Origin of the sequence: Natrarchaeobius halalkaliphilus (assembly GCF_003841485.1) — an archaeon.
In the GTDB taxonomy this organism is placed as follows: domain Archaea; phylum Halobacteriota; class Halobacteria; order Halobacteriales; family Natrialbaceae; genus Natrarchaeobius; species Natrarchaeobius halalkaliphilus.
This window is the reverse complement of sequence record NZ_REFY01000009.1, coordinates 1-22,450: the sequence shown is the minus strand read 5'-3', so window position 1 is coordinate 22,450 and position 22,450 is coordinate 1. Positions and strand designations below refer to the sequence as shown.

The 22,450-nt window shown below is 63.5% G+C and carries 20 protein-coding genes and 2 pseudogenes; 14 read left to right on the top strand and 8 right to left on the bottom strand.

The features are described from left to right. Nucleotides 1-245 precede the first annotated feature (245 nt). Together EA462_RS17095 and arsM are read left to right on the top strand one after the other, a co-directional pair. Nucleotides 246-629 carry an ArsR/SmtB family transcription factor gene (locus tag EA462_RS17095; RefSeq protein WP_124179799.1) on the top strand — a complete coding sequence of 128 codons (384 nt, stop codon included), beginning with the start codon at nucleotides 246-248 and terminating at the stop codon, nucleotides 627-629. Nucleotides 630-641: 12 nt separating this feature from the next. After that, nucleotides 642-1,481: an arsenite methyltransferase gene (arsM, locus tag EA462_RS17090; RefSeq protein ID WP_124179798.1), complete on the top strand. Its 840-nt coding sequence runs from the start codon at nucleotides 642-644 to the stop codon at nucleotides 1,479-1,481. Nucleotides 1,482-1,494: 13 nt separating this feature from the next. Here arsM and EA462_RS17085 read toward each other — a convergent pair whose 3' ends face one another. Together EA462_RS17085 and EA462_RS17080 are read right to left on the bottom strand one after the other, a co-directional pair. Continuing rightward, nucleotides 1,495-1,977 carry a DUF7384 family protein gene (locus EA462_RS17085; protein WP_124179797.1) on the bottom strand — a complete coding sequence of 161 codons (483 nt, stop codon included), beginning with the start codon at nucleotides 1,975-1,977 and terminating at the stop codon, nucleotides 1,495-1,497. Nucleotides 1,978-2,152: 175 nt separating this feature from the next. After that, nucleotides 2,153-3,256 (bottom strand): putative sulfate/molybdate transporter, encoded by a 1,104-nt coding sequence (locus tag EA462_RS17080; RefSeq protein WP_124179796.1) that lies wholly within the window; start codon nucleotides 3,254-3,256, stop codon nucleotides 2,153-2,155. Between the two features lie 244 nt (nucleotides 3,257-3,500). Between EA462_RS17080 and EA462_RS17075 the strand changes: the two genes are divergently transcribed. From EA462_RS17075 to EA462_RS17045, 7 genes and pseudogenes are all read left to right on the top strand, one after another. Continuing rightward, entirely contained in the window at nucleotides 3,501-4,514 is a 1,014-nt protein-coding gene (locus tag EA462_RS17075) for an AIR synthase family protein (protein ID WP_124179795.1), read from the top strand. Nucleotides 4,515-4,630: 116 nt separating this feature from the next. Then, nucleotides 4,631-5,449, top strand: a pseudogene (thiD, locus tag EA462_RS17070) (bifunctional hydroxymethylpyrimidine kinase/phosphomethylpyrimidine kinase); the annotation flags it as partial. 100 nt (nucleotides 5,450-5,549) lie between these two features. After that, nucleotides 5,550-5,879: a tRNA-binding protein gene (locus EA462_RS17065; RefSeq protein ID WP_124179793.1), complete on the top strand. Its 330-nt coding sequence runs from the start codon at nucleotides 5,550-5,552 to the stop codon at nucleotides 5,877-5,879. Nucleotides 5,880-6,082: 203 nt separating this feature from the next. Then, nucleotides 6,083-8,764: a DNA mismatch repair protein MutS gene (mutS, locus tag EA462_RS17060; protein WP_124179792.1), complete on the top strand. Its 2,682-nt coding sequence runs from the start codon at nucleotides 6,083-6,085 to the stop codon at nucleotides 8,762-8,764. 180 nt (nucleotides 8,765-8,944) lie between these two features. Continuing rightward, a complete protein-coding gene (locus EA462_RS17055; RefSeq protein ID WP_124179791.1) occupies nucleotides 8,945-9,835 on the top strand; it encodes a dihydrodipicolinate synthase family protein in 891 nt (296 codons plus the stop codon). A 233-nt stretch (nucleotides 9,836-10,068) separates the two neighbouring features. Further along, on the top strand, nucleotides 10,069-12,183 hold the full coding sequence (gene mutL, locus EA462_RS17050; RefSeq protein ID WP_124179790.1) for a DNA mismatch repair endonuclease MutL: 2,115 nt from the start codon (nucleotides 10,069-10,071) through the stop codon (nucleotides 12,181-12,183). 197 nt (nucleotides 12,184-12,380) lie between these two features. Further along, nucleotides 12,381-12,674: a DUF7521 family protein gene (locus EA462_RS17045; protein WP_124179789.1), complete on the top strand. Its 294-nt coding sequence runs from the start codon at nucleotides 12,381-12,383 to the stop codon at nucleotides 12,672-12,674. Here EA462_RS17045 and EA462_RS17040 read toward each other — a convergent pair. The 3 genes from EA462_RS17040 to purS form a co-directional block, all read right to left on the bottom strand. Continuing rightward, nucleotides 12,653-15,109, bottom strand: a complete 2,457-nt coding sequence (locus EA462_RS17040) for a GAF domain-containing protein (RefSeq protein WP_124179788.1) — start codon at nucleotides 15,107-15,109, stop codon at nucleotides 12,653-12,655. The genes EA462_RS17045 and EA462_RS17040 overlap by 22 nt on opposite strands. Before the next feature lie 105 nt (nucleotides 15,110-15,214). Further along, nucleotides 15,215-15,892 (bottom strand): phosphoribosylformylglycinamidine synthase I, encoded by a 678-nt coding sequence (gene purQ, locus EA462_RS17035; RefSeq protein WP_124179787.1) that lies wholly within the window; start codon nucleotides 15,890-15,892, stop codon nucleotides 15,215-15,217. Then, the gene (purS, locus tag EA462_RS17030) at nucleotides 15,893-16,144 is read right to left on the bottom strand and encodes a phosphoribosylformylglycinamidine synthase subunit PurS (protein WP_124179786.1); all 252 of its coding nucleotides are present in this window, start codon (nucleotides 16,142-16,144) and stop codon (nucleotides 15,893-15,895) included. A gap of 304 nt (nucleotides 16,145-16,448) precedes the next feature. Here purS and EA462_RS17840 point away from each other — a divergent pair. Together EA462_RS17840 and EA462_RS17020 are read left to right on the top strand one after the other, a co-directional pair. Then, a pseudogene (locus EA462_RS17840) lies at nucleotides 16,449-16,625 on the top strand (GTP-binding protein); the annotation flags it as partial. 257 nt (nucleotides 16,626-16,882) lie between these two features. Next, the gene (locus EA462_RS17020; RefSeq protein ID WP_124179784.1) at nucleotides 16,883-17,098 is read left to right on the top strand and encodes a DUF7511 domain-containing protein; all 216 of its coding nucleotides are present in this window, start codon (nucleotides 16,883-16,885) and stop codon (nucleotides 17,096-17,098) included. Nucleotides 17,099-17,137: 39 nt separating this feature from the next. Here the strand turns inward: EA462_RS17020 and EA462_RS17015 are convergent, their stop codons facing one another. Continuing rightward, on the bottom strand, nucleotides 17,138-17,473 hold the full coding sequence (locus tag EA462_RS17015; protein WP_124179783.1) for a HalOD1 output domain-containing protein: 336 nt from the start codon (nucleotides 17,471-17,473) through the stop codon (nucleotides 17,138-17,140). Nucleotides 17,474-17,987: 514 nt separating this feature from the next. Here EA462_RS17015 and EA462_RS17010 point away from each other — a divergent pair. Together EA462_RS17010 and EA462_RS17435 are read left to right on the top strand one after the other, a co-directional pair. After that, on the top strand, nucleotides 17,988-18,938 hold the full coding sequence (locus EA462_RS17010) for a formyltetrahydrofolate deformylase (RefSeq protein ID WP_124179782.1): 951 nt from the start codon (nucleotides 17,988-17,990) through the stop codon (nucleotides 18,936-18,938). 147 nt (nucleotides 18,939-19,085) lie between these two features. Next, nucleotides 19,086-19,259, top strand: a complete 174-nt coding sequence (locus tag EA462_RS17435; protein WP_165872120.1) for a DUF7556 family protein — start codon at nucleotides 19,086-19,088, stop codon at nucleotides 19,257-19,259. Between the two features lie 58 nt (nucleotides 19,260-19,317). On the opposite strand, the gene EA462_RS17005 is transcribed toward EA462_RS17435, so the two are convergent. Then, nucleotides 19,318-19,524, bottom strand: a complete 207-nt coding sequence (locus tag EA462_RS17005) for a hypothetical protein (protein ID WP_124179781.1) — start codon at nucleotides 19,522-19,524, stop codon at nucleotides 19,318-19,320. Between the two features lie 118 nt (nucleotides 19,525-19,642). Then, a complete protein-coding gene (locus EA462_RS17000; protein WP_124179780.1) occupies nucleotides 19,643-20,662 on the bottom strand; it encodes a phosphoribosylaminoimidazolesuccinocarboxamide synthase in 1,020 nt (339 codons plus the stop codon). Nucleotides 20,663-20,946: 284 nt separating this feature from the next. Between EA462_RS17000 and EA462_RS16995 the strand changes: the two genes are divergently transcribed. Continuing rightward, the coding region (locus tag EA462_RS16995; protein ID WP_124179779.1) for a cache domain-containing protein at nucleotides 20,947-22,450 on the top strand (1,504 nt) is incomplete at its 3' end.

The window sequence follows — 22,450 nt, the reverse complement described above, 5'->3', positions numbered from 1 at the left end:
CGGCAGCCGATTCCGACACGAATCGGTTCACAGGGAACATATCGGGCACCGCTCGCGCGGTGCCCTTGCCCTCTTCGACTTTGAGCCGCTGCTCTCGCCATCAACAATCTACTTCGCAAGAGCGTATCGGCTTTTATCGACCTAGCTGCTCTGACGTTCCGAGTGACGACGTCGCGTTCATCGTTAGTGGCCCTCCCATAGTATTATATCCAAAGGTTCCGATATTCAAATCGGGAAATCACAATATGAATTCGTCGAACGAGACGGCGGCGGACGTCCGCCGGACGCTCGAGCGACTGTCCGACGACTGTGATCCGGTAGCCGAACTCGAGGAACGCCGGCCTGATGACGAGACGGTGGCGACGCAGGAGACCGTCTTCGGCGCGCTCGCGAACGCCCACCGGATTCACGCGCTCGAGGCGCTGCGCGACGGCGAACTGTGTGCCTGCGAGCTACAGATCGTCCTCGACGCGCCCCAGTCGACGGTCGCGACCCATCTCCGGACGCTCAGGGACGCGGGCCTCGTCAAGACGCGCAAGAAGGGAAAGTGGACCTACTACCGCATCGCCGACACCGCGGTCTTCGAACTGCTCGACGTCGCCGCCGCCGTCGAAACGCCGACCGAGTAAGCCACTGTAACTATGACAGACCACACCGCGCCGACGGACGATCCGAGCATCGACGACGCGAGCACCCGGGCGAACGCTGATCCGGGAGTGACCGACGACACCACCGACAGACGATCACACGTTCGCGAGGAGTACGGCGATGTGGCTGCCGGCGAAGACGGCTGTTGCGGCTCGGCGACCGCCGAAGCCGACGACGGCGGCGTAACCGTCGATCCGTCTCGAGCGACCGCGCTGGGATACGATGACGACGACCTGGCGCAAGCGCCGGACGGCGCGAACCTCGGGCTGGGCTGTGGAAATCCGGTCGCGATTTCGGCACTCGAGCGCGGCGAGACGGTGCTCGACCTCGGCTCCGGCGGCGGGTTCGACTGCTTTCTCGCGGCGCGCGAAGTCGGCCCCGACGGCCGCGTTATCGGCGTCGACATGACGCCGGAGATGCTCGAGCGCGCTCGTGAAAACGCGGCCGAAAGCGAGTTCGACCACGTCGAGTTCCGCCTGGGCGAGATCGAACACCTTCCGGTCGCCGACGCGAGCGCCGATACGATCATCTCGAACTGCGTCGTCAACCTCTCGCCGGACAAGCCGCGGGTGTTCGCCGAAGCCTACCGGGTGCTCCGGCCCGGCGGCTCGCTCTCGATTTCGGATCTCGTCGCGACCGAGCCGCTCCCGCCCGAGGTTCGGGACGACCCGGACGCGGTCGTCGAGTGCGTCGGCGACGCGGCGCGAATCGAAGACCTCGAGGCGTGGCTCGCGGATGCGGGGTTCGTCGACGTCGCGGTGACCGAGGAGGGCGAGTGGAGCGACGAGCTGCCGATCGTCTCCGCCCGAATCGAAGCGCGAAAGCCGGCGTGACTCGCGATCCGGTTCAGGATCGCGGGTCGCGATCCGGTCCGGGATACTCGTCGCCCTCGACCGCCTCGTAGAGGCTCTCGGGATCGAACAGGCGGGCGAAGGCGTCCGGGGGACGAACGCTCACCGAGACGCGGGGCTGGAGCGAGAGTCCCGCCTTCGCGGAGCCGAGTCGCTCGTCGTCGGAGAGGAGGTGTGCCGCCTCACCGCGGTAGGCCGACGCGAGCGCGGGGTGATCGTCCGCCGGGTGGTCGACCGCGACGCAGTCGGCCTCGAGTCGGGCCCGGTGGTCGCTCGCGAGTTCCTCGTCGGCCAGCGAGGCGACGAGTCGTTCGGTCTCCTCGAGCAGGTGCTCGCTCGCGACGAGGTCGACCCAGGAGTGACGACGGACGTGATCCAGCGCCTCGCGCGCGTCGCCGTCGACGAACAGGTCGGCCGCGAGTACCGTCGGATCCGCGACGACGCGCGTCGGGTCGGGCTCGTCGCGGCGCTCACTCATCGCTTGCCTCCGTCCCCGCATCGGACGCGTCTCGGACATCGTCGAGGTCGACGTCGTACTCGTCACTGCGGTCGAACAGCTCCTCCCAGCTAGTGGTCATTGTCGGACGTTCGGACGACGGGACAATAGCTCGTACGCCTGGGCCTCGCGATCGGTCGTCGCTGCGTTGATCGCATCACGCGCTCCTCGAGCGCAGCCAGAAGGCGACGGCCCCGAGGACGAACGCGATGCCGACGTTGATCGCGAGGCCGACGACGCCGACGACGACGACCAGCGCGAGCACCCACCCGTCGTCGATCGGAGCGAACGCCGCGCGTCCGAGCTCGAGGGCGACGACGGCGAGTAAGACGCCGAGCAGGGCCATCGGGAACGCAGCCAGCAGCGCGCCGGCGGCGACCAGCGCGAGCGCGAGGTATCCGACTCCGAGCAGGACGTTCGCCCCGCCGGTGCGCGCGCCGAAGGCGTACTTGCCAGCCAGGCCGCCGCTGCCGTGACACATCGGGACGCCGCCGACCGGGATCGCCGCGAGGCAGGTGACGCCCATGCTCTTCGAGAGCGAGTCCGCGGAGACGTCCCGATCGTAGAGGTCGCCACAGAGCAACGCGGTCGCGATCGCCGCGTTTCCGAGGGTCATCCCCAGTTGGGCGACGGTCCCCTCGAGCGCCGCCACAGATACCGTCGGGGAACCGGCGGGGAAAAGAGCGAGTTCGGGAAGGCGCGGCGTCGGGAACCCGGTCGATATGACCGCCGCGATCCCGCCGAGCGCGAGAACGGCGAGGATGCTCGAGTGGCGGTAGCCGACGAGCGCGAGGACGACGACGACAGCCAGTCCACCGGCCGCTACGGAGAGGTTTCCGGCGGAGAGGCCGATCGCGGCCTCGAGCAACAGCAGGGCGACGGCGAACTGGACGCCCCTGATCACGGGTTCGCCGACGATTCGCTGGAGGCGATCGACGAGACCCAGCGAGCCGACGGCGAGCAACACGCCGCCCGCGAGCAGCCCCGCCGCCGCGAGTTCTGGGTACGACAGCGAGCCGACGATCGCCAGCCCGACCAGCGCCTTCATCGGCTCGACGGAGAGCGGCATCCCGTAATATACGCCCCAGACGATCTGGAACACGCCGAAGCCGATCAGGACGTGGGGGAGCGAGACCGTCGTGGTCGCCGCGAGCGCGACGATCAGCGGCAGGACCGTAACCGAATCACCTAGCGCACCTGTCAGTTCAGAGACCGAAAACTCGAGTTCGGATCGGGTCGAATTCCCGAACGAGTACGCCATCTATGGGCGTTTCCGTCCGTACGTGTTTTACTGTTTCGAGTAACTGCTTGCGATTATATCATCTCCCGATCGAAAGCCGTTTTACTTACACGGGAATCGAACTGGCACACATTCGGTCAGCGGCCGTCTGTCTATCGCTATCGGAGTCGTGGCCGCCGTCTGGACGAATTCGGTCGACCACATCCGGGTGGGACGGCGGACCACAAACGCTACGGCTATAGGGACGCCGCTGCATCGATCGGTCGTGAGTGATCTCGGCAAGATCGATCGGGCGTTCTTCGATCGACACGTCGCTCCGAACCTCGGCGCAGAGCGCACCGACGTCGCCGTCGGTCCCCAACACGGCGTCGACTTCGGCGTGATCGACGTCGACGGAACTGCGCTGGTCACCGCGACCGACCCGCTCTCGATCCTCCCTGCACTCGGCTTCGAGCGCGCCGCGCGGTTCGCCCTCGACCTCGTCCTCGCGGACGTGGCCGTCAGCGGCGTTCCACCGTCACATCTCTCGATCTGTTTCACCCTGCCCGAGACGATGACCGACGAGGAGTTCGAGACGGTCTGGACGACTATCCACAACGAGTGCGCCGACCTCGGCGTCGCCGTCGTCACCGGCCACACGGCCCGGTACTCCGATCCCTCGCACCCGTGGGTGGGCGCGGCGACCGCGATGGGCGTCGGCGAGCACGACGATGTCGTCCGCCCCGACGGCGCACGCGTCGGCGATCGGCTCCTGTTGACGACCGGACCCGCGGTCGAGGCGGTCGGTCTCCTGAGCACCCTCTTTCCCGACCAACTCGAGCTTTCCGACGACGTCGTCGCGGACGCACAGCAGCGTCTCGAGGAGGTGTACTGCGTTCGGGACGCCCTGACCGCGGTCACGGCCGGTCCCGTCACCGCGATGCACGACGTCACCGAGGGCGGGCTCGCCGGCGCGTTGAACGAGATGGCCACCGGTGCCGGAGTTCGGTTCGACGTCGATCGCGATGCGGTCCCGATGCGCGCGGGCGTTCGCGAGGTGTGCGAGTCCCTCGAGATCGACCCGTGGACCGCGACCAGCTGTGGCTCGCTTCTCGTCGCGGTCGAGCCGAGCGGTGTCGACGCGGTCCGAAGCGCACTCGAGGACCGGGACACCGTCGTCGCCGAGATCGGCCGCGTCGAGGACGGCGAGGGCGTCGTCGTCGACGGCGAACGACTCGAGCACCCGGACGTCGACCCGTCGTGGGCGGCGTACGCGGAACTGGCCGATCGCGCCCGGTAGCGAGCGGCCCGCCCGGAGTAACGAGTCCCCGTCCGAGTGACGAACGCTCGCCGCCTTCGTCCGTCCGCGTCGCTCGTACCATCACCGCTTTGTACAACCGGCGAATACGCTCGAGTATGAAAAGGCCAGCACCCGAAACGCGCCCCGTGGCGCTGACGATCGCGGGGAGCGACTCCGGCGGCGGCGCCGGAATCCAGGCTGACCTCGCTACGATGGCGAGCCACGGCGTCTACGGCACGTCAGCGATCACCGCCGCTACCGCCCAGCACACCCGCGGCGTCGAGTCGTCGTTCGTGCTTCCGGCCGCGTCCATCGCCGCTCAGATCGACGCCGTCGTCGGAGACTTCGACGTCGGCGCGGCGAAAACGGGGATGCTCGCGACGACCGAGGTGATCGAACTCGTCGCGGACCGGGCTCGCGGATTCGACTTTCCGCTGGTCGTCGATCCGGTGATGGTCGCGACCTCGGGTGACCGACTGCTCGAGGAGAGCGCCGAGCGCGCCTACGAGACCCTGTTCGAAAACGCCACGCTCGTCACTCCGAATGCGGACGAAGCGGAGGTACTGACGGGGGTTAGCGTCGAGGACGTCGCGAGCGCACAGCAGGCGGGCGAGGAGTTGCTCGAGTTCGGTGCCGACGCCGCGCTCGTCAAGGGCGGGCACGTTCCCGGCGAGACGGTCCGGGACGTCCTCGTCCAGTCGGGCGACCGATCGACGGGTGTAAGCGACCCGCCCGGTCGGACGTTCGAACACGAGCGGATCGACACCGAGGCGACCCACGGCTCGGGCTGTACGCTCGCGGCCGCGATCGCGGCACGACTCGCCAGCGGAGAGGGTCTCGAGTCCACCGTCGAGGGCGCGACCGACTTTCTCGCTCGAGCGATCGAACACCACTACGACGTGGGCCAGGGACCGGGCGCGGTCAATCACGGAGTGAACCGGGACTGAAACGGTCTGACGTACCGATTTACAGGATCCCGTCCGAGACGAGGGCGAAGCCGACCGACTTTTTGACGAGGCGATTCTCACACCGGACATGGTCGACAACCCGTTCGACGACGAGATTCGCGTCGGTGAAATTCTCCGTGCGGAATCGTTCGAGGAGGCGAACAAACCGAAGATGACCAAGCTCTGGATCGATCTGGGCGACGAGTACGGCGAGATCCGCTCCGCCGGGCAGCTGGATCATCACTACGATCCCGAGGAACTCGAGGGACGACGGGTGCTGTGTGCGACGACCCTCGGCTCGGTCCGGATCGCCGGTTTCAAATCCGAAGCGTTGACCGTCGGCGTCCCGGACGAGGACGGATACCCGGTACTCGTCGAGCCGGAATCAGACGTTCCGCTCGGCGGACTGTTGTTCTGAGACGAGCAGGGGCCTGACGGGATCTGCGGTCAGTTAGTTTCCCGAGACCAGTACCCCGTCGGCTCTGTTCAGTACCGTGTGGGCTCGATTTCAGCGACGTGTCCAAACCCGGTAGCGTGTAAGGACACCCGATCACCGCGAGAGTCGATTGACTTCGCCGCCGATCCCGCAGGGTTTTTGTGATGGGAAGCCACCCACCGTACATGACCGATGCGACGGGGATCGTCGGGGAGTTCTTCTCGCTCAAAGAAGAAACCGACGCGGAGCTGTTGGCGATGCAGTGTGGCGATTTCTACGAATTCTTCGCTGAGGACGCCGAGACGGTGAGTGAGGAGCTCGATCTCAACGTCTCCCAGAAGTCTTCTCACGGCTCGTCGTATCCGATGGCCGGCGTCCCCGTCGACGACCTGACGCCGTACCTCAAGGCGCTCGTCGAACGCGGCTATCGAGTGGCCGTTGCCGACCAGTACGAAACCGAATCGGGCCACGCACGCGAAATCGTCCGCGTCGTCACTCCCGGAACGTTGCTCGAGACGACGGACGCCGACGCACAGTACCTCGCGGCCGTCGTCGACGGCGACTCGAGCGGAGCGATCGCAGGCGAGACGTACGGCCTCGCGTTCGCTGACGTCACGACGGGCCGGTTTCTCGTCGCGGACGCGGCCGACGTCGACGAGGCGCTGACCGAACTCTACCGGTTCGATCCCGTCGAGGTCCTGCCGGGACCGAACGTCCGAACCGACGACGAATTGCTTTCGACGGTCCGGGAGCGAATCGACGCCACGCTCACCCTCCACGACACGGAGTCGTTCGCGCCTAAACGCGCCGGACACGCGGTTCGCGAGCAGTTCGGCCGAGAGACGATCGATCGGCTGGCCGTCGGGGAGTCGACGCTCGCTGCCGCCGGAGCGATCCTCGCGTACGTCGAGGAGACCGGTGCCGGCGTGCTCGCGTCGATGACTCGTCTCCAGTCTCATCGCGGCGACGACCACGTGACGCTCGACGCGACGACTCAGCGCAACCTCGAGCTCACGGAGACGATGCACGGCGACGGCGACGGTTCGCTGTTCGAGACGATCGATCACACCGCGACCAGCGCGGGCGGGCGACTTCTCAAGGAGTGGCTCCAGCGGCCGCGCCGATCGATCGAGGCGCTCGAGACGCGCCAGCAAAGCGTCGCAGCGCTTTCGTCTGCCGCGCTTGCACGCGATGAGCTCACTGACACGCTCGGAACCGCAGCCGATCTCGCACGCCTCGCCTCGAAAGCGACTCACGGGAGCGCCGACGCACGCGACCTCCGTTCCATACAGGAGACGCTCGCCGTTCTGCCCGCGCTGTCGGAGACGATCTCGTCGACGCCGGAACTTGCCGATTCGCCGCTTCCCGTGATCGTCGACCGACCCGACCGCGAGCCGGCTCGCGAGCTTCGGGAAACCCTGGACGCGGCTATCGCACCGGAGCCGCCGTCGACGGTGACCCAGGGCGAACTCTTTCAGCGAGGACACGACGACGATCTGGACGAGGTGATCGAGCGCCACGAGGAGCTCAAAGAGTGGGTGGATACGCTTGCCGACCGAGAGAAACGCCAGTACGGACTCTCACACGTCACCGTCGACCGGAACAGAACCGACGGTTACTACGTCCAGGTCGGCAAATCCGCCGCCGACGGCGTTCCCGATCACTACGAGGAGATCAAGACGCTGAAAAACTCGAAACGCTTCACTACCGACGAACTCGAGGAGAAAGAACGCGAGATCCTCCGGCTCGAGCGGCGACGAGCCGACCTCGAGTACGAACTCTTCGAGCAGCTGCGCGAGGACGTCGCCGCTCGAGCCGAGTTGCTACAGGACGTCGGCCGGGCGCTGGCGACCGTCGACGTTCTCGCGAGCCTGGCGACTCACGCGGCCGAAAACCGTTGGGTCGAGCCCGTACTGCACCGAGGGGACCACCTCGAAATCGAACAGGGCCGACATCCAGTCGTCGAGCAAACGACGGAGTTCGTCCCGAACGACGTCCGAATGGACGATGATCGCGGCTTTCTCGTCGTAACCGGCCCGAACATGTCCGGGAAGTCGACGTACATGCGACAGGTTGCCGGGATCGTGCTGCTCGCCCAGATTGGAAGTTTCGTTCCGGCGAGGGAGGCAGAAATCGGCGTCGTCGACGGAATCTTCACCCGCGTCGGCGCGCTCGACGAACTCGCACAGGGTCGGTCGACGTTCATGGTCGAGATGAGCGAACTCTCGAACATCCTCCACGCGGCGACCGACGAATCGCTGGTGATTCTGGACGAGGTAGGCCGTGGCACCGCAACGTACGACGGGATCTCGATCGCCTGGGCGGCGACCGAATACCTGCACAATACCGTCCAGGCCAAAACGCTGTTTGCGACGCACTACCACGAGCTGACCGGCCTCGCTGAAAATCTCCCTCGCGTCGCCAACGTCCACGTCGCGGCCGACGAACGCGACGGGGACGTGACGTTCCTCCGGACGGTCCGGGACGGCCCCACCGATCGGTCCTACGGTATCCACGTCGCGGAGCTCGCGGGCGTTCCCGATCCGGTCGTCGACCGGGCGGAGACCGTCCTCGATCGCCTCCGAGAGGAGAACGCAATCGAAGCCAAGGGAGGCTCGAGCGAGCCCGTCCAAGCCGTCTTCGACGTCTCGAGCGGGCAGTTCCGAGGGACGGCGAACGGCGACGGCGGGAGTGCAGACCACGGCAGTACAGACGGCGGGGACGCGACGAGCGAAGCGAACGAGACGATCGATCCGGACGCGAAAGCCGTCCTCGCGGATCTCGAATCCATCGACGTGAACACGACGCCGCCGATCGACCTGGTGACGAAGGTCCAGGAGCTACAGCGACGACTCGAGAACGCGTGAAACGAATTGCCTACCGGTTTTCCGTACAACCGCGACCCGTCTGCGGTAGCAGCGGTACTGACGTACAACAGACCGTACGAGTCGTCGGATCCGAACTGGAACGGGCAACCTGCGTCTCCGTCTTCACCGGCTGTCGAGGCGGATAGGTACGCTTTTGCAGGCGCCGCCAAACGACCAGATATGACTCTCGAGAGCGCACTTCAGGGGATTACGTGTCCGGTCGTAACGCCGTTCGACGAAGACTCGAAACGCGTCGACGAGGCGGCGTTCGGAGCCATCGTCGAGGATCTCGTGGCCAACGACATCGATGGCGTGTTCTCCTGTGGAACCGCGGGCGAGTTCGCGAGCCTGACTGCGGACGAGCGTCGCCGAGTTCACGAACTCGCGGTCGAACACGCCGACGGTTCGGTTCCGGTGCTCGCCGGCGCGGGTGCAACGACCGTCTCGGAGACGCTCGAGCACATCGAGGCGGCCGCCGCCGTCGGTGCTGACGCCGCCGTCGTCGTCCCGCCGTACTTCCACACCGCGAACGACCCGGCCGGAAATCGGCGGTTTTTCGAGACCGTTGCCGACGCGTCGCCGCTCCCGCTGTTGCTCTACAACATCCCGCTCTGTACCGGCCGTCGGATCCACCTCGAGACCGTCGAATCGGTCGCGACCCACGAGAACGTAATCGGGCTGAAGGACTCGGGCGGCGACCTCCAGTACTTCCTGTCGGTGATCCGCCGGACACCCGACTCGTTTCTCGTTCTCCAGGGATTCGACACGTTGGTCCTCCCGTCGATTCGAATGGGCGGCGACGGCGGGGTGAACACGCTCTCGAACGTGGCCCCGGCGCAGTACGCCGAACTGTACGAGACGGCCGATCGACGGCGCGCTCGAGAGGTGCAGGACGCCGTCGCGTCCCTGTTCGAATCCTGTGCCGAATACGGGTTCGCACCCGGAACGAAAACCGCACTCGCGTCTCGAGGTGGGATCCCGTCGGATACCGTTCGCCTTCCGCTCGTTTCGGTTCCGGAGGAGGGACGAGCGACGATCGCGACGCAGGTCGAAGCCGTTTTAAACGCCTGAGGAATCGGTTTCTGAGGCAGTATCGTCGAGAAACGACAACGATCGAAGCAACGGACAACGGTCGAACCAGCCGTCGACGGTCGACCCCGCGTAACAGCTATTGACGTCCGGGCGAAAACACAGCGGTATGAACGGAACCGAGTCGTCGACTGCACGCTCGAGCGGTCCGCTCGAGCGCGTACGGAACAGGTCGGTCACGAGCGAAAACACATGACGAACGGAGACGAACAGACATGAGCGAGGACGACGCGCCCACCGAGCACACCGAGATCCACCAGCTCGACGAAGATACCGTCGCCCGGATCGCGGCCGGCGAGGTCGTCGAGCGACCCGCAAGCGCGGTCAAGGAGCTCACAGAGAACAGCCTCGACGCTGACGCCTCGCGGATCGACGTCACCGTCGAGAACGGCGGCACCGAACTCGTCCGGGTCGCAGACGACGGCCACGGGATGTCCGAAGCGGATCTACGAGCGGCCGTCCGCCAGCACACGACGAGCAAGATCGCCGGTCTCGAGGATCTCGAATCGGGTGTCGCCACGCTCGGGTTCCGTGGAGAGGCGCTGCACACCATCGGCTCCGTTTCGCGGATGACGATCCGCTCTCGACCCCGCGACGGCGACGGCGCAGGGACGGAACTCGTCTTCGAAGGCGGCGAGATGGTCTCGGTCGAGCCGGTCGGCTGTCCCGGCGGGACGACGGTCGAGGTCGTGGATCTCTTCTACAACACGCCGGCCCGCAGAAAGTTCCTCAAGACGACGGCGACGGAGTTCGCCCACGTCAACCGGATCGTTACGCGATACGCGCTCGCGAACCCCGACGTCGCGGTCTCGCTGACTCACGACGATCGCGAGGTGTTCGCGACGACAGGTCAGGGGGACCTGCAGGCGGCCGTCCTCGCGGTCTACGGCCGAGAGGTCGCCTCAGCGATGATCCTGGTCGAGGTCGACGGGGAGAGCCTGCCGCCGGGCCCGCTCGAGTCCGTCTCCGGGCTCGTTTCCCACCCCGAGACGAATCGCTCGAGTAGCGAGTACCTCGCGACGTACGTCAACGGCCGCGCGGTGACCGCCGATGCGATCCGCGAGGGGATCATGGGAGCCTACGGGACCCAACTGGGCGGAGACCGCTATCCCTTCGTCGTCTGTTTTCACGAGGTCTCCGGCGACGCGGTCGACGTGAACGTCCACCCCCGCAAACGCGAGGTGCGATTTGACGACGACGACGCGGTTCGGCGACAGGTCGACGCCGCGATCGAGTCCGCGCTGCTCGAGCACGGGCTGTTGCGCTCGCGAGCCCCCCGTGGCCGGTCGGCACCCGGAGAAGCGCGGGTCGGACCAGGGGAGTCCGTCCTCGAGGACCAGCCCTCGAGCAACGGTCAGCCCTCGAACGACGACCGGTCACCGAGTGACGACGAAGGCGGTCCCGCGGCCGCCGACGCCGATCCCGACTCGAGCGAACCGGTGACGGCGGACCTCGACGCCGAGAGGCCAACGAAAGACAGCGATTTCGGACAGAATCCGGAACCAGATCCGGAGGACGAACCGGACTCTTCCCCGGACGCTGGCATCGGATCGGAGAGAGTCGATCGGACGGCGGAGCCCTCGAGTACTGACGATACGGGCAGCCAACAGGGCGGCGGCGCTGGCGAACGGTCCGATGCCGGCGATTCCGCCCGAAAGTTCGCCGCTCTGACGGAGCAACAAACGCTCGAAGGCGAGCCCGTCAACCGCGACGGCGAGGAGTTCGACTCGCTGCCGCCGCTTCGGATTCTGGGCCAGTTTTCGGAGACGTATCTCGTTTGTGAGACGCCCGAAGGCCTCGCGCTCGTCGACCAGCACGCCGCCGACGAGCGGGTCAATTACGAGCGCCTCCAGGAGGTGTTCGCGGACGACCCGACCGCACAGGCGCTGGCCGAACCGGTGGAACTCGAGCTGACGGCGGTCGAGGCCGAGGCCTTCGAAGGCTATCGAGAAGCGCTCTCGCGACTCGGGTTCTACGCCGACCGAGTCGACGACCGGACGGTCGCGGTGACGACCGTTCCGGCCGTCCTCGAGAAGACGCTGGATCCGGAGCGTCTTCGGGACGTGCTGACGTCGTTCGTCGAGGGCGATCGAGAGGCGGGAGCCGAGACGATCGATGCGCTGGCCGACGGGTTTCTCGGAGATCTGGCCTGCTATCCCTCGCTGACGGGGAACACGTCCCTGACGGAAGGCTCAGTTGTCGACCTGCTTGCGACGCTCGACGACTGTGAGAACCCCTACTCCTGTCCTCACGGTCGACCTGTCATCGTCCAGATCGACGAGCGGGAGATCGAAGATCGGTTCGAACGGGATTATCCGGGACATCAGTGACGGGCGAACCGTCGACCGTCTCGAGGGAAATGAGTTACGGCGAAACGATCGACGCGACGTGTCTCGGACGTAAACGTGTTCGACGAGTCGAGTCGTAGTGCGGAACGCTCGCTTCGGAGCACGAGAACACGTCACATCTCGGCGTTCGGAACGGAAACTACTTGGTCGTCGTCGTCAATCTCGGACCAACTGCCAGGATGAGTCCGGAGCCCATCGGAACGACGACCGCGGTCGCCCTCGCCGTCGTCAAAACGCTCGTTCTCATCGTCGGTAGCGTTATCACGTTCTTCGCCTACAGAGCCTACCGTCGAACTCGCCAGCCGGCACTGGGATATCTCGCAACCGGGTTCGGAATCGTCACGCTCGGCCTCGTGCTCGCGGGAATGCTCTATGAGTTGCTCGACCTCCCGTTACGAACCGGGTTGTTTCTCGAGAGCCTGTTGATGCTCGCCGGCTTCGTCGTGATCGCTTACTCGCTGTACGTCTCGTGACCGCCCGTGGACGCGGTCGGAATCTCGAGGTCGACAACTGTGCCGCGGGGCTCGTTCGTTCGAAAGCTCAGTTGACCGCCGGAGCGAACGGTGACCCAGTTGATCAGCCACAATCCCAGTCCGCTCGCGTGTCGAAGCTGGGTGATCTCCCTGTCTTCCTCCAAGAGCGCACGCTCGTCGTCGGGTAGACCGGGCCCGTTATCAGCGATCGAGAGCCGGACGAATCCCTCTTCGGCGCGCTCGGACACCGTCACCTCGATCGTCGGTGTCCGTCTGTCGTTGTGCTCGACTGCGTTCTCGAGGATCTGGTCGATCGCCGTCTCGAGGGAGTCTTCGGCGTGGACGAGGCACCGTTCGGGGACCGACGACGTCACTGTCACGTCCGGATTCTTGCGCTCGAGTCGAGTGACCGAGCGGTGAACGGTATCCGAGAGATCAATGAGTTTGATCGTCGATTCGGTCCGATCGAGCGTTCGCTCGGCGGCCCGCGTCTTCGATGCGAGTTCGAGCAGCTCGTCGGTGCGTTCCGTAATGACGTCCGCGTACTCGCGCTGGTCGGCGGGAACGACGTCTGCGAGCACCTCGGCACAGCCATCGATAATGTTCATGCCGTTTCGCAGGTCGTGGCGCAACACTCGGTTGAGGATCTCGACGCGCTTTTCGCGTTGCTTTCGTTCGGTAATGTCGGTGTAGAGTCCGAACACGTTCTCGGAGGTTCCCCCGGTTTCGACGGGAACCACTCGAACCATGAAATCGCGAATCCCGTCCGCCGTTCGGCGTTTTCCTTCCGTTTCGACGATCGTCCCTTCGGTTCCGAGGCGATTGAACGTCTGTGCTTCGGTGGCCTGCCCCGGTGGGACGATGAACTGATCCAGCGGTTCTCCGAGCAGTTCGGACTCGTCGTATCCGAAGATCCGCTCGAACGCGGGATTGACGGCTTCGATGACCGGCTCCGAATCCGGGTTCTGGTGTCGACACACGACGAGAGCGTCGGGAACGTTCTCGAATAACGCGGCGAAGCGATCCCGTTCGGTTCGAAGCTGTTCCTCGAAATCGATCCGCTCGACCGCATCGGTGACGTGAGATAACAACAACTCCGCGAGCTCTCTGTCGTTCTCGTCGTAGGCGTGGGGTTCTCTCGAAACGGTCTGAAAGACGCCGAGACCGTCGATCGGTACGCTCAACACTGACTGAAACGTGGTGCGCTCGGACGGTGCAGCGTCGCTCGAGGTGAAGTTTCCGACGCGATAGGTCCGGTTGTTTCGATAGGTTTTGCCGGCGATTCCCTCGTCGATCGACATCCTCGCGAGCGGTGTCTGCTCGAGTTCCGACGAGATCGCTTCCGCGACGAGTGAGTCGTCCCGGGCGATGAGGACCATGCAGGCGTCGAAGTTCAACACGTCCTCGGCGGCCTCGACCGTCAGGTCGTAAACCGCCTGATGGGTCGGACAGTCGTCGAGCCGCGATGCGATTCCGTGTAGACTCTCGATTTTCCCTCGATGATCGACGAGTTCTCGTTCGACTCGCCGCCTGTTCAGGGCACCCTCAGCCGTCGCGGCGAGAACGTACAGGAGATGAACGTCGACCGAATCGAGTTCGGTGCCGTCAGAGGGGCCAAGCGAGAGCAACCCGTGATCCCCGAGCGGATGAACCGCCATATTCTCGACTCCTTCCACGAGCAGTGAGGAATTCTCCTCCGGCGAAGATCGAGAGATTACGGTCGGTTCGTCGGCTACGAACGCCTTCCAGAGGACGTGATCTCCCGGTTCGATGGCCGAGAGATCGACGGCCGACGCCGCGAGCCGATCGGTCGTCGCTGCGACCGAAAGCTCCCCAGTTTCGTCGTCGTAACAGCGGACCGCGGCCAGAGGGTCATCGAAGACGCGTTCGGCCGCAACGATGACTGCGTCCGCGATTTCGTCGACCGAGTCGGCTCCGAGTAACTCCCTCGTTAGCTCGTGGAGCGTTTCGAGTGTTCGTTCGACGACCGGGGCCGAGGACTGCTCGAGCAGTGATTCGAACGATTTTTCCGCACCGTCAGCGTCGAGTTCGGGTTCGGCCGGTTCGAGGTCGAACTCGGACGACTGGAGGAGACGATCGATTCGGGAGACGAGTACGTCGGTGTCCTGGGACTGGGGGACGTATCCGTCGACGCCTGCAGTAACGAGTTCGCCTGCGAGCGCCTCGCTTCCGTCGGCCGGATAGGCGACGATCGCGACGTCAGGACGGCGAGAGCGAATCCCCTGACAGAGCTCGTCTATGTCGCGGTCGGCTTCGTCGGTCACCACGACACATCGAACGTTCGCGTCGGCCAGACGCGAGAAACACATCGAAGCCGTCTCGACGCAGTCGATCGTCGCGTCCGGACGCCGTCCACTCTCTCGGAGGGCTGTCGCCTCTTTGCCGACGTAGACGATTCGGGTCTGAGCTGTCATCAGGTTCTGGGAAACTGTTCGATCCGGGCCAGCATCTGGAACGGGGTAGTGCGACGTGAACGCGAGCGTCGTCCCGATACCACCGATTCGTGAGAGTCCGCGGCGCTACGCGGTGAACCCCTCGAGAATGCCTTGGCCGTCCGTCGCGCCGACGTCCGGGAGCGTCGCCCGCTCGGGGTGGGGCATCAACACGGCGACGGTTTCGCGGTCGCCCAAAACGCCGGCGATGTCGTGTTTCGAGCCGTTCGGGTTCGCGTCGTCCGTGAGCTTTCCGTCTTCGGTACAGTATCTGAACAGAATTCGATCCTCGTCCTCGAGATCGGAAAGTCGATCGTCCTCGATCTCGTATCGTCCCTCGCCGTGGGCGATCGGGATCTCGATGACCTCGCCCTCCTCGTAGGCGGCCGTCCACGGCGTGTCGGTACGTTCGACCCGAAGGTAGACGTGCTCGCACTGAAAGCGTGCGCTCTCGTTCGTCGTGAACACGCCGTCGGTGAGCCCCGACTCACAGCCGACCTGTGCGCCGTTGCAGACGCCGAGCAGGGGAACGCCGTCCGAGACCGCCTCGCGAACGTCTGCCATGATCGGTGATCGAGCAGCCATCGCCCCCGCTCGAAGATAGTCTCCATAAGAGAATCCGCCGGGAAGGACGATCCCGGTCGTTTCCGACGGGAGACCGTCCTCGTGCCAGACGATTTCCGCGTCGATACCGAGGTGATCGAGCGCACGCTCGGCGTCGCGATCACAGTTCGACCCGCCGAACCTGACGATCGAAACCGTCATCTACCGATCGTCGACCTCCACGTCGTAGTCGTGGATGGTCGGGTTCGCGAGCAGCCGTTCTGCCATCTCATCCGCTCGCTCGCGGGCCCCGTCAGCCGAGTCGGCCTCGAGGTCGACCTCGAACCGGTCGGCAGAACGCAGCCCCTCGAGGTCGAAGCCGAGGCGCTCTAACGCCTGTTTCGTCGTTTCGGCCTCAGGATCGAGAACCCCTCGTTTGAGTCGAACCGTCACCGTCGCGGTGTAGGCGGTCATTACCTGAACCCCCGTAACCGTGCTCAAAAACGCTTTCGTCTTTGTCGCGTGATACACGTTCGTGGATCGTAATGGCGCTTCGACGGTTGTCGGTTCTGGTGGTGTTCAAGCACGGTCGCTACCCGTCTCGTCGTCCGAACTGCCGCGTCCAGAGACGCTCATTCGCACTCTCCTGAGACTGCGGGCCACCGTGGCCGTGACGGTTGACGCTCTTGTGGCCACAGCGGAAAAACTACTGAAGTGTTGATAAACATTGGGTGGATAATAGCAAGATATATTATTACAGAATATATATTACTAACAGATGGTCGATGATTCGACCCCCGTGACGGTACTGTCCGGAACGCTGGGTGCCGGAAAAACGACGGTTCTCAACCACATCCTCCGTGAGAGCGACGAAGACCTTGCCGTCCTCGTCAACGAGATGGGCGAGGTCAACGTCGACGCCGACAGAATCGCTGAGTCCTCCGACATCGCAGAGCGCTGGGATGACCGGTGGGAAGACCGGAGTAATCGACTGGTCCTGATCGGGACGGAAATGGATCACGGAGCGATCCGATCGGAACCCGCCAACTGCCTGGTTGCGGACGCCGAACTCGACGACGATCCGTCGACGTACGAGGATCGGTTTCCGACGTTCGACTCGCCGGAAGAACAACGGTCAGGCGCGGACGGTGTCGAGGATCGACAGGGGAAGATCGGCATTGCAGACTGAACGCCAGCCAGGAGATGATCCCCGTGACCGATCGTGACACCGACGGAGATTACCCCTCGACGGACGGTTCCCTGTCGAACGAGGGTGACGTATCGCCCTGCTATCAGGCATACATCGATCAGCGCGGAGAGGTCCCGGACGTCTGTACTATCTACGTCGCGTTCAACACCGAATCGACGAGAACGCAGTGGATTACCGCGAGAGGGGACGCATTCGTCGCTCGAGAGAACGCCCGGTAATCGTACCACCGGGTTCGTCCCAGGGCATACGGGGCTCCCTCACGGTATACCGGGTTCCCCTCTTCCGTTTTTGGCGACGAGTACCGTCCCCGATCCGTGGACGATGACGGCGTATCCCTCGAGTCGAAACGAGAGCGTGCCGTCGGCTCGGTTCGTCGTGCCGTTCGTCGGCTCGAAGATCGCCTCGAGGCTGTCAGGATCGATCCGGTCGTAGAGACGTTCCATCTCGTCCGGAGTCCTACCGGAGAGCGTTGCAATCGCGGAGACGATCGCGTTAGCGAGGGAGTCACCCTCGTTCCAGTCGTGGCTCAGTAATGCGGTCCCCGCCTGGGAATCGATCCGTCGTCCGTCGTGGTTGTCGCCTGTCACCGTCATGGTACTCACCTGTGGAATGCTGACAGTCACGGTCAGTGACTGTTCGTCGCTTCCACGGTCGATCGTATAAATCCCTGTCAGACATTTTTCATTGTCGTGTACGACAAAATAAACGAAAGACCACGACGGGGACCGGATCGAACCGGACCGGTTGTCATACACTCGACTGTTGGTATCGAGACTACGGAGATTCCTCCGAGAATCCTCTATCGAACCGGCCATCGCTTCACAATCACGATATGCCGGCTCACAGCACTCGAGGTCCTCGCGGACTGTAGTAGCCACTGCACGTCAGTTCGCACCTGATCGCACGGCTGCTGTGCGGTCAGTGTGTAATCGTTGCAGTTGGTACCATACCTGCTTTTTACTAATCCTCGCAGGGATTGTGAGACGTGTTAACTGCGAATCGCGCTACTACCAACTTTGTCGCCCCGACAGAAAGCAGGATTTTTAGCTCTCGGCGGTCTGAAATCGTCGTAATGAATCGAGAATCGCTCGAGCGGAGGTGGGCCGTATGACGACCGACGTAACCGAAATCACGGTCATCGGAGACGACGATACCGGACTCGTCGCTCGCGTGACGAGCCTGCTGTTCGAGCGTGGAATCAACATCGAGGATCTCGATCAGGCGGTTCGCGACGACGTGTTTCGGATGTACCTCGCCGTCGACACCTCCGAGATGGTCTGTACCGAGGAGACGCTCCGTACCGACCTTCGCGAGCTCGGAGACGACCTCGGTCTCGACGTTCAGGTTCGGTTCCCGGCCGACCGAGAGACACAGCGGATCGCCGTCCTCGCGACCAAAGAGAGCCACTGTCTCGAGGCGCTGTTCGAGGCGTGGACGAACGACAAACTGGGTGCGGACATCGGCGTCGTCATCGCCAATCACGACGATCTTCAGCCGCTCGCGGAACACTACGGCGTTCCGTTCTACGATATCGGTGATCAGCGGGGTCAACAGAACGAGGACGAACTTCTCGAGGTCCTCGCGGAGTACGACGCCGACCTGATCGTCCTCGCACGGTATATGCGAATTCTCAGCCCCAACGTCGTCTTTCGGTACGAAGACCGTATTATCAACGTTCATCCCTCGCTATTGCCGGCGTTTCCCGGTGCCGAAGCCTATCGTCAGGCCGTCGAAGAGGGCGTCAGAGTCGCCGGTGTCACCGCCCATTACGTGACGACCGATCTCGATCAGGGTCCGATCATCACTCAGCGAGCGTTCGACGTCCCCGACGACGCCGACGTCGAGGAGATGAAACGACGCGGTCAGCCCCTCGAGGCCAGCGCCCTGCTCGAGGCTGTCAAACTCCACCTGAACGGGGACGTCTCCGTTCATCGCGGCCGGACGACGGTTCGAGAGAACGGGTCGACGTACCAACTCGGCCTCCCCGAGGAGGTCGACGACGTCACGCCGGACCGTCCCGTCGATGGAATCGCACGCGTGATCTCCGACGGCAGTTAACGAGGGATCGAATTCGAATGTAGATCTGTCCACCAGGACTCGGTTTTTCTCAAAAAACAACGCTAAAACGTCGCACTGAACGAAAGTCTAAACACCAATTCGATCGTTATCGAAACGTTCATATTTCACCCGCTCAGAAGATGGATCATGGCACCGCATTCGGAGTCGATCGAGAGGCGGGCAGAATCGACCCACGATGTGACCGCAGCGGTCGACGAGATCGAGGGCCGGCGACACCTCGTCATCGCTGATCTCTCCCGAGACGGTGTCTGGCTCGCGATGGCGGAATCGGAGACCGCATCGCTCGAGGACTGGCGATAATAAAACGGGCGGCGTGTTTTTCGCGCGTTCGTCGGCTCAGTACGTTACCACAATCCGATCAGTCGGCCTCGTTCGCCTCGAGAGCCGAGCCACCGGACTGGCTGGCGTCGAGCTGCTCGGTCCACGTCGAGGAGACGAGCGGAGCGAGTGCGAGAAATGCCATGAACGCGACGAACACGGTTAGCATCACGCTTGCGACGGCGGCGACCGCGATAGTTGGATCGAACGGAACGATACTCGAAACGAGCAGCGATGCGAGCGTCATTTGCTCTCAGTATTCGCTCGGGACGTGACCCATATGAGCGTTACTTTATCGATCGATATCGGGCCGTTCAGCGTCTGTGGCGTGTTAACTCTGGACAAGGATGGAAATCGCGACGACGTTATAGCCGCTGGACGGCACCGATCGCACTCGAGAGGGGCGGGACGTCGAACAGCTCCGACTCGGTGTAGGCGTTTGAACCTGCACAGTACATGTCCCGGGCGACCTCGAGAACGGGTTCCTCGAGCGGCTCGGGGTCGCGCTCACAGAGTGACTTCCAGTCCGCGATCTCCTCGCGTTTCGCCTCGGCTTTGGCAGTTTCGACGGCCTGAACCCACGTCGGCTGGGTACGCTTGTGGTACTGTCGAAGGACTTCCTTCGAGAGCTGGATTCCCTCGTAGCTAAAGCGGTTCTCGTCGAACGTTCCGACGACGTCGGCAACCCGGATCTCGCCGTCGATAAAGAGACACTCGATCTTTCCGTCCTGGTGGTCGAGACCGACCGATTCGGCCTGCTCCGTGATGATTCGATTCACCTCGCGGGCGAGTGTTTCGAGATTCTCGATCGCAGCGTTCCCCGCGATCGTGTTCGCCTCCTCGCGGGCGAGATATCGATCTCCTTCTTCGTACTTCGTCGAGAACTCGACGATCGGCTCCGCGAGATCGACGGCCTCGGCCGGCCAGTCGTCGAACTCGAGGCCGTGATCCGCTGGCTCGGTCCGTCGGCGGAGACTCGACCCAACCGGAACGCGGTTTCGAAAGACGATCTCGAGCGGGATCAAGTAGTTCGTTCCGGCGACATCGTGGTAGTGGTCGTAGTCGTACTCTCGTCCCTCGTGTGGGAGATCGGGAACCCGTGTGAGGTCGATCGCCATTTCGACCGGCGGTGTGGTGACTCGCTCGAGCGGGAGGACGTCTCCGCTCTCGACGACGCCGCGATAGTGCGTCGAAACGCCGGCCTCCTCGAGCAGTTCGAAGTTAAACGCGCCCATCGTACAGAGCGCCGCTCCCTTTTTCGGGATCTGGTCCGGCATCTTTCCCCAGTCGAACACGGAGTAATCGTCGGTAAAGACGAACGCGCCGCGTCCGAGCGAGTCTTCGCCTGGTTCCGATTCAACCCGGAACTCTTTGACACTCGTCACGAACACCGCCTCGACGCCGTCGCGTCACCGTTCATACTCGAATTCCCGTCCCGACACCCCAAGAAGGTTTCAGTATCCCTCGAGTCCATCCAGAGTGATTAATTCAGCTCCCGTTCTGTCATATGGTTTACTGTGACTTTTTTCCGGGTCGACCGCGAACCGTCCTGCGGTCGCTCCGGTAACGACTTACAGTAGACCGTATCAGTTCGTACTATGTCTAGTGAAATACCACTCCCAACGGGCCACAACTGATTTTGTGGTCTAGGGAAATCTCTTTGACAGAAATGTTCTCAATTCGACGGGTCATTTCGGACAGTACCAGATCGATTCGACGGTTCGTTTCGGATCGTTTCGGATCGTTCCACCGGATTCTTCCGGACCGTATCAGGGGAAGCTACGTCGCGAAGTTCGGGCTCGTTATTCTCACTGTTCTCGTCGTTACTGCCGGTGTTGCAGGGTTCTTCTACGTCGATATTTCTGATCGGATAACTGAGGAAACCCAAAACGAGATGCAGGTTACAGCGGAGTTCGAGGCCGATGACGTCGGAACCCAGATCGAAAACTACGAGGCGACGGTTACCATGCTCGCGTCGAACGAACGATTCGTCGACGGCTCACCCAACGAGATTCAGACGGGGCTGACGACCGAAATCATGTGGATGACCGGTGACGTCGAGGCGCTGCATTACATCGACTACGAATCGGATACGATCGAGTACAGCTCCGAACACAGCCAGGTCGGGGACGACGTTTCGGAGTTCGGGTTCAGCGTCCACACTCGCGACCGAAGTGACGTCACCGAGTACGAGTACGACGAGGCCGACTTCTCGTCTATCGACTCGACGTACACCGACACGTACGAACACGACGGCGAGACACAAATCGCGTTCTTGAGCCCGATATCCGAGTCGGACGGTACCCATGCGATCATGATGATCGTCTCCGTCGAGGAGATGTCGTCGGATTTCAGTGATCCGATCGAAGGCAGCCACACCGAAGTCATAGACGGTGTCGACGGCGACGTCATGGTCTCTCAGGAGAGTGAATCGTTGCTCTCGACGTATCGCGGTGGAGACAGCGAGGGAGTCATAGAGCGGGCGGAGAACGGGTCGGGAACAATCGAGTTCGACGGCACCGACGAGGTCGCCGCCTACGCGCCCGTCAGTGGAACCGACTGGGTGCTCGTGACTCAGGCACCTCAATCGAACGCGTACGCGCTCGTCGACAACGTCGCAAACTCGTTGATCGCGCTGATCGCGGTTGCGATGGCTGGCTTCCTCGTGATCGGAGCGACGATCGGCCGCTCGACGGCGAACGCCCTCGGGGACCTCGCCGACGACGCAACCGCGCTGTCGAACGGAGAGACGGACATCGAAATCGAGGACAGCGGGCGGATCGACGAGGTCGGTCAGGTTCGAAGCTCCTTCGACGATATCCGGGCCTACCTCGAGACGGCGACGGCTCAGTCCGACGCGATCGCCAGACAGGAGTTCGACGATCCGGCCCTCGACGAGGACGTCCCCGGTACGCTCGGAGCCTCCCTCCAGACGATGGGATCCGATCTCGAGAGCTACATCGACGACGTCGAGGCCGCACGAGCGCAAGCAGAACAGTCCAGCGAGGACGCCGCAAGCGCACGTCGCGAAGCCGAGGAACTGGCGGAACGTCTCGAGCAGAAAGCCACGGAGTTCGGACGCGTGATGGGAATCGCCGCCGACGGGGACCTCACCCAGCGACTCGACGACGACGTCGACAACGAGGCCCTCGCGGAGATCGCGGCCGCGTTCA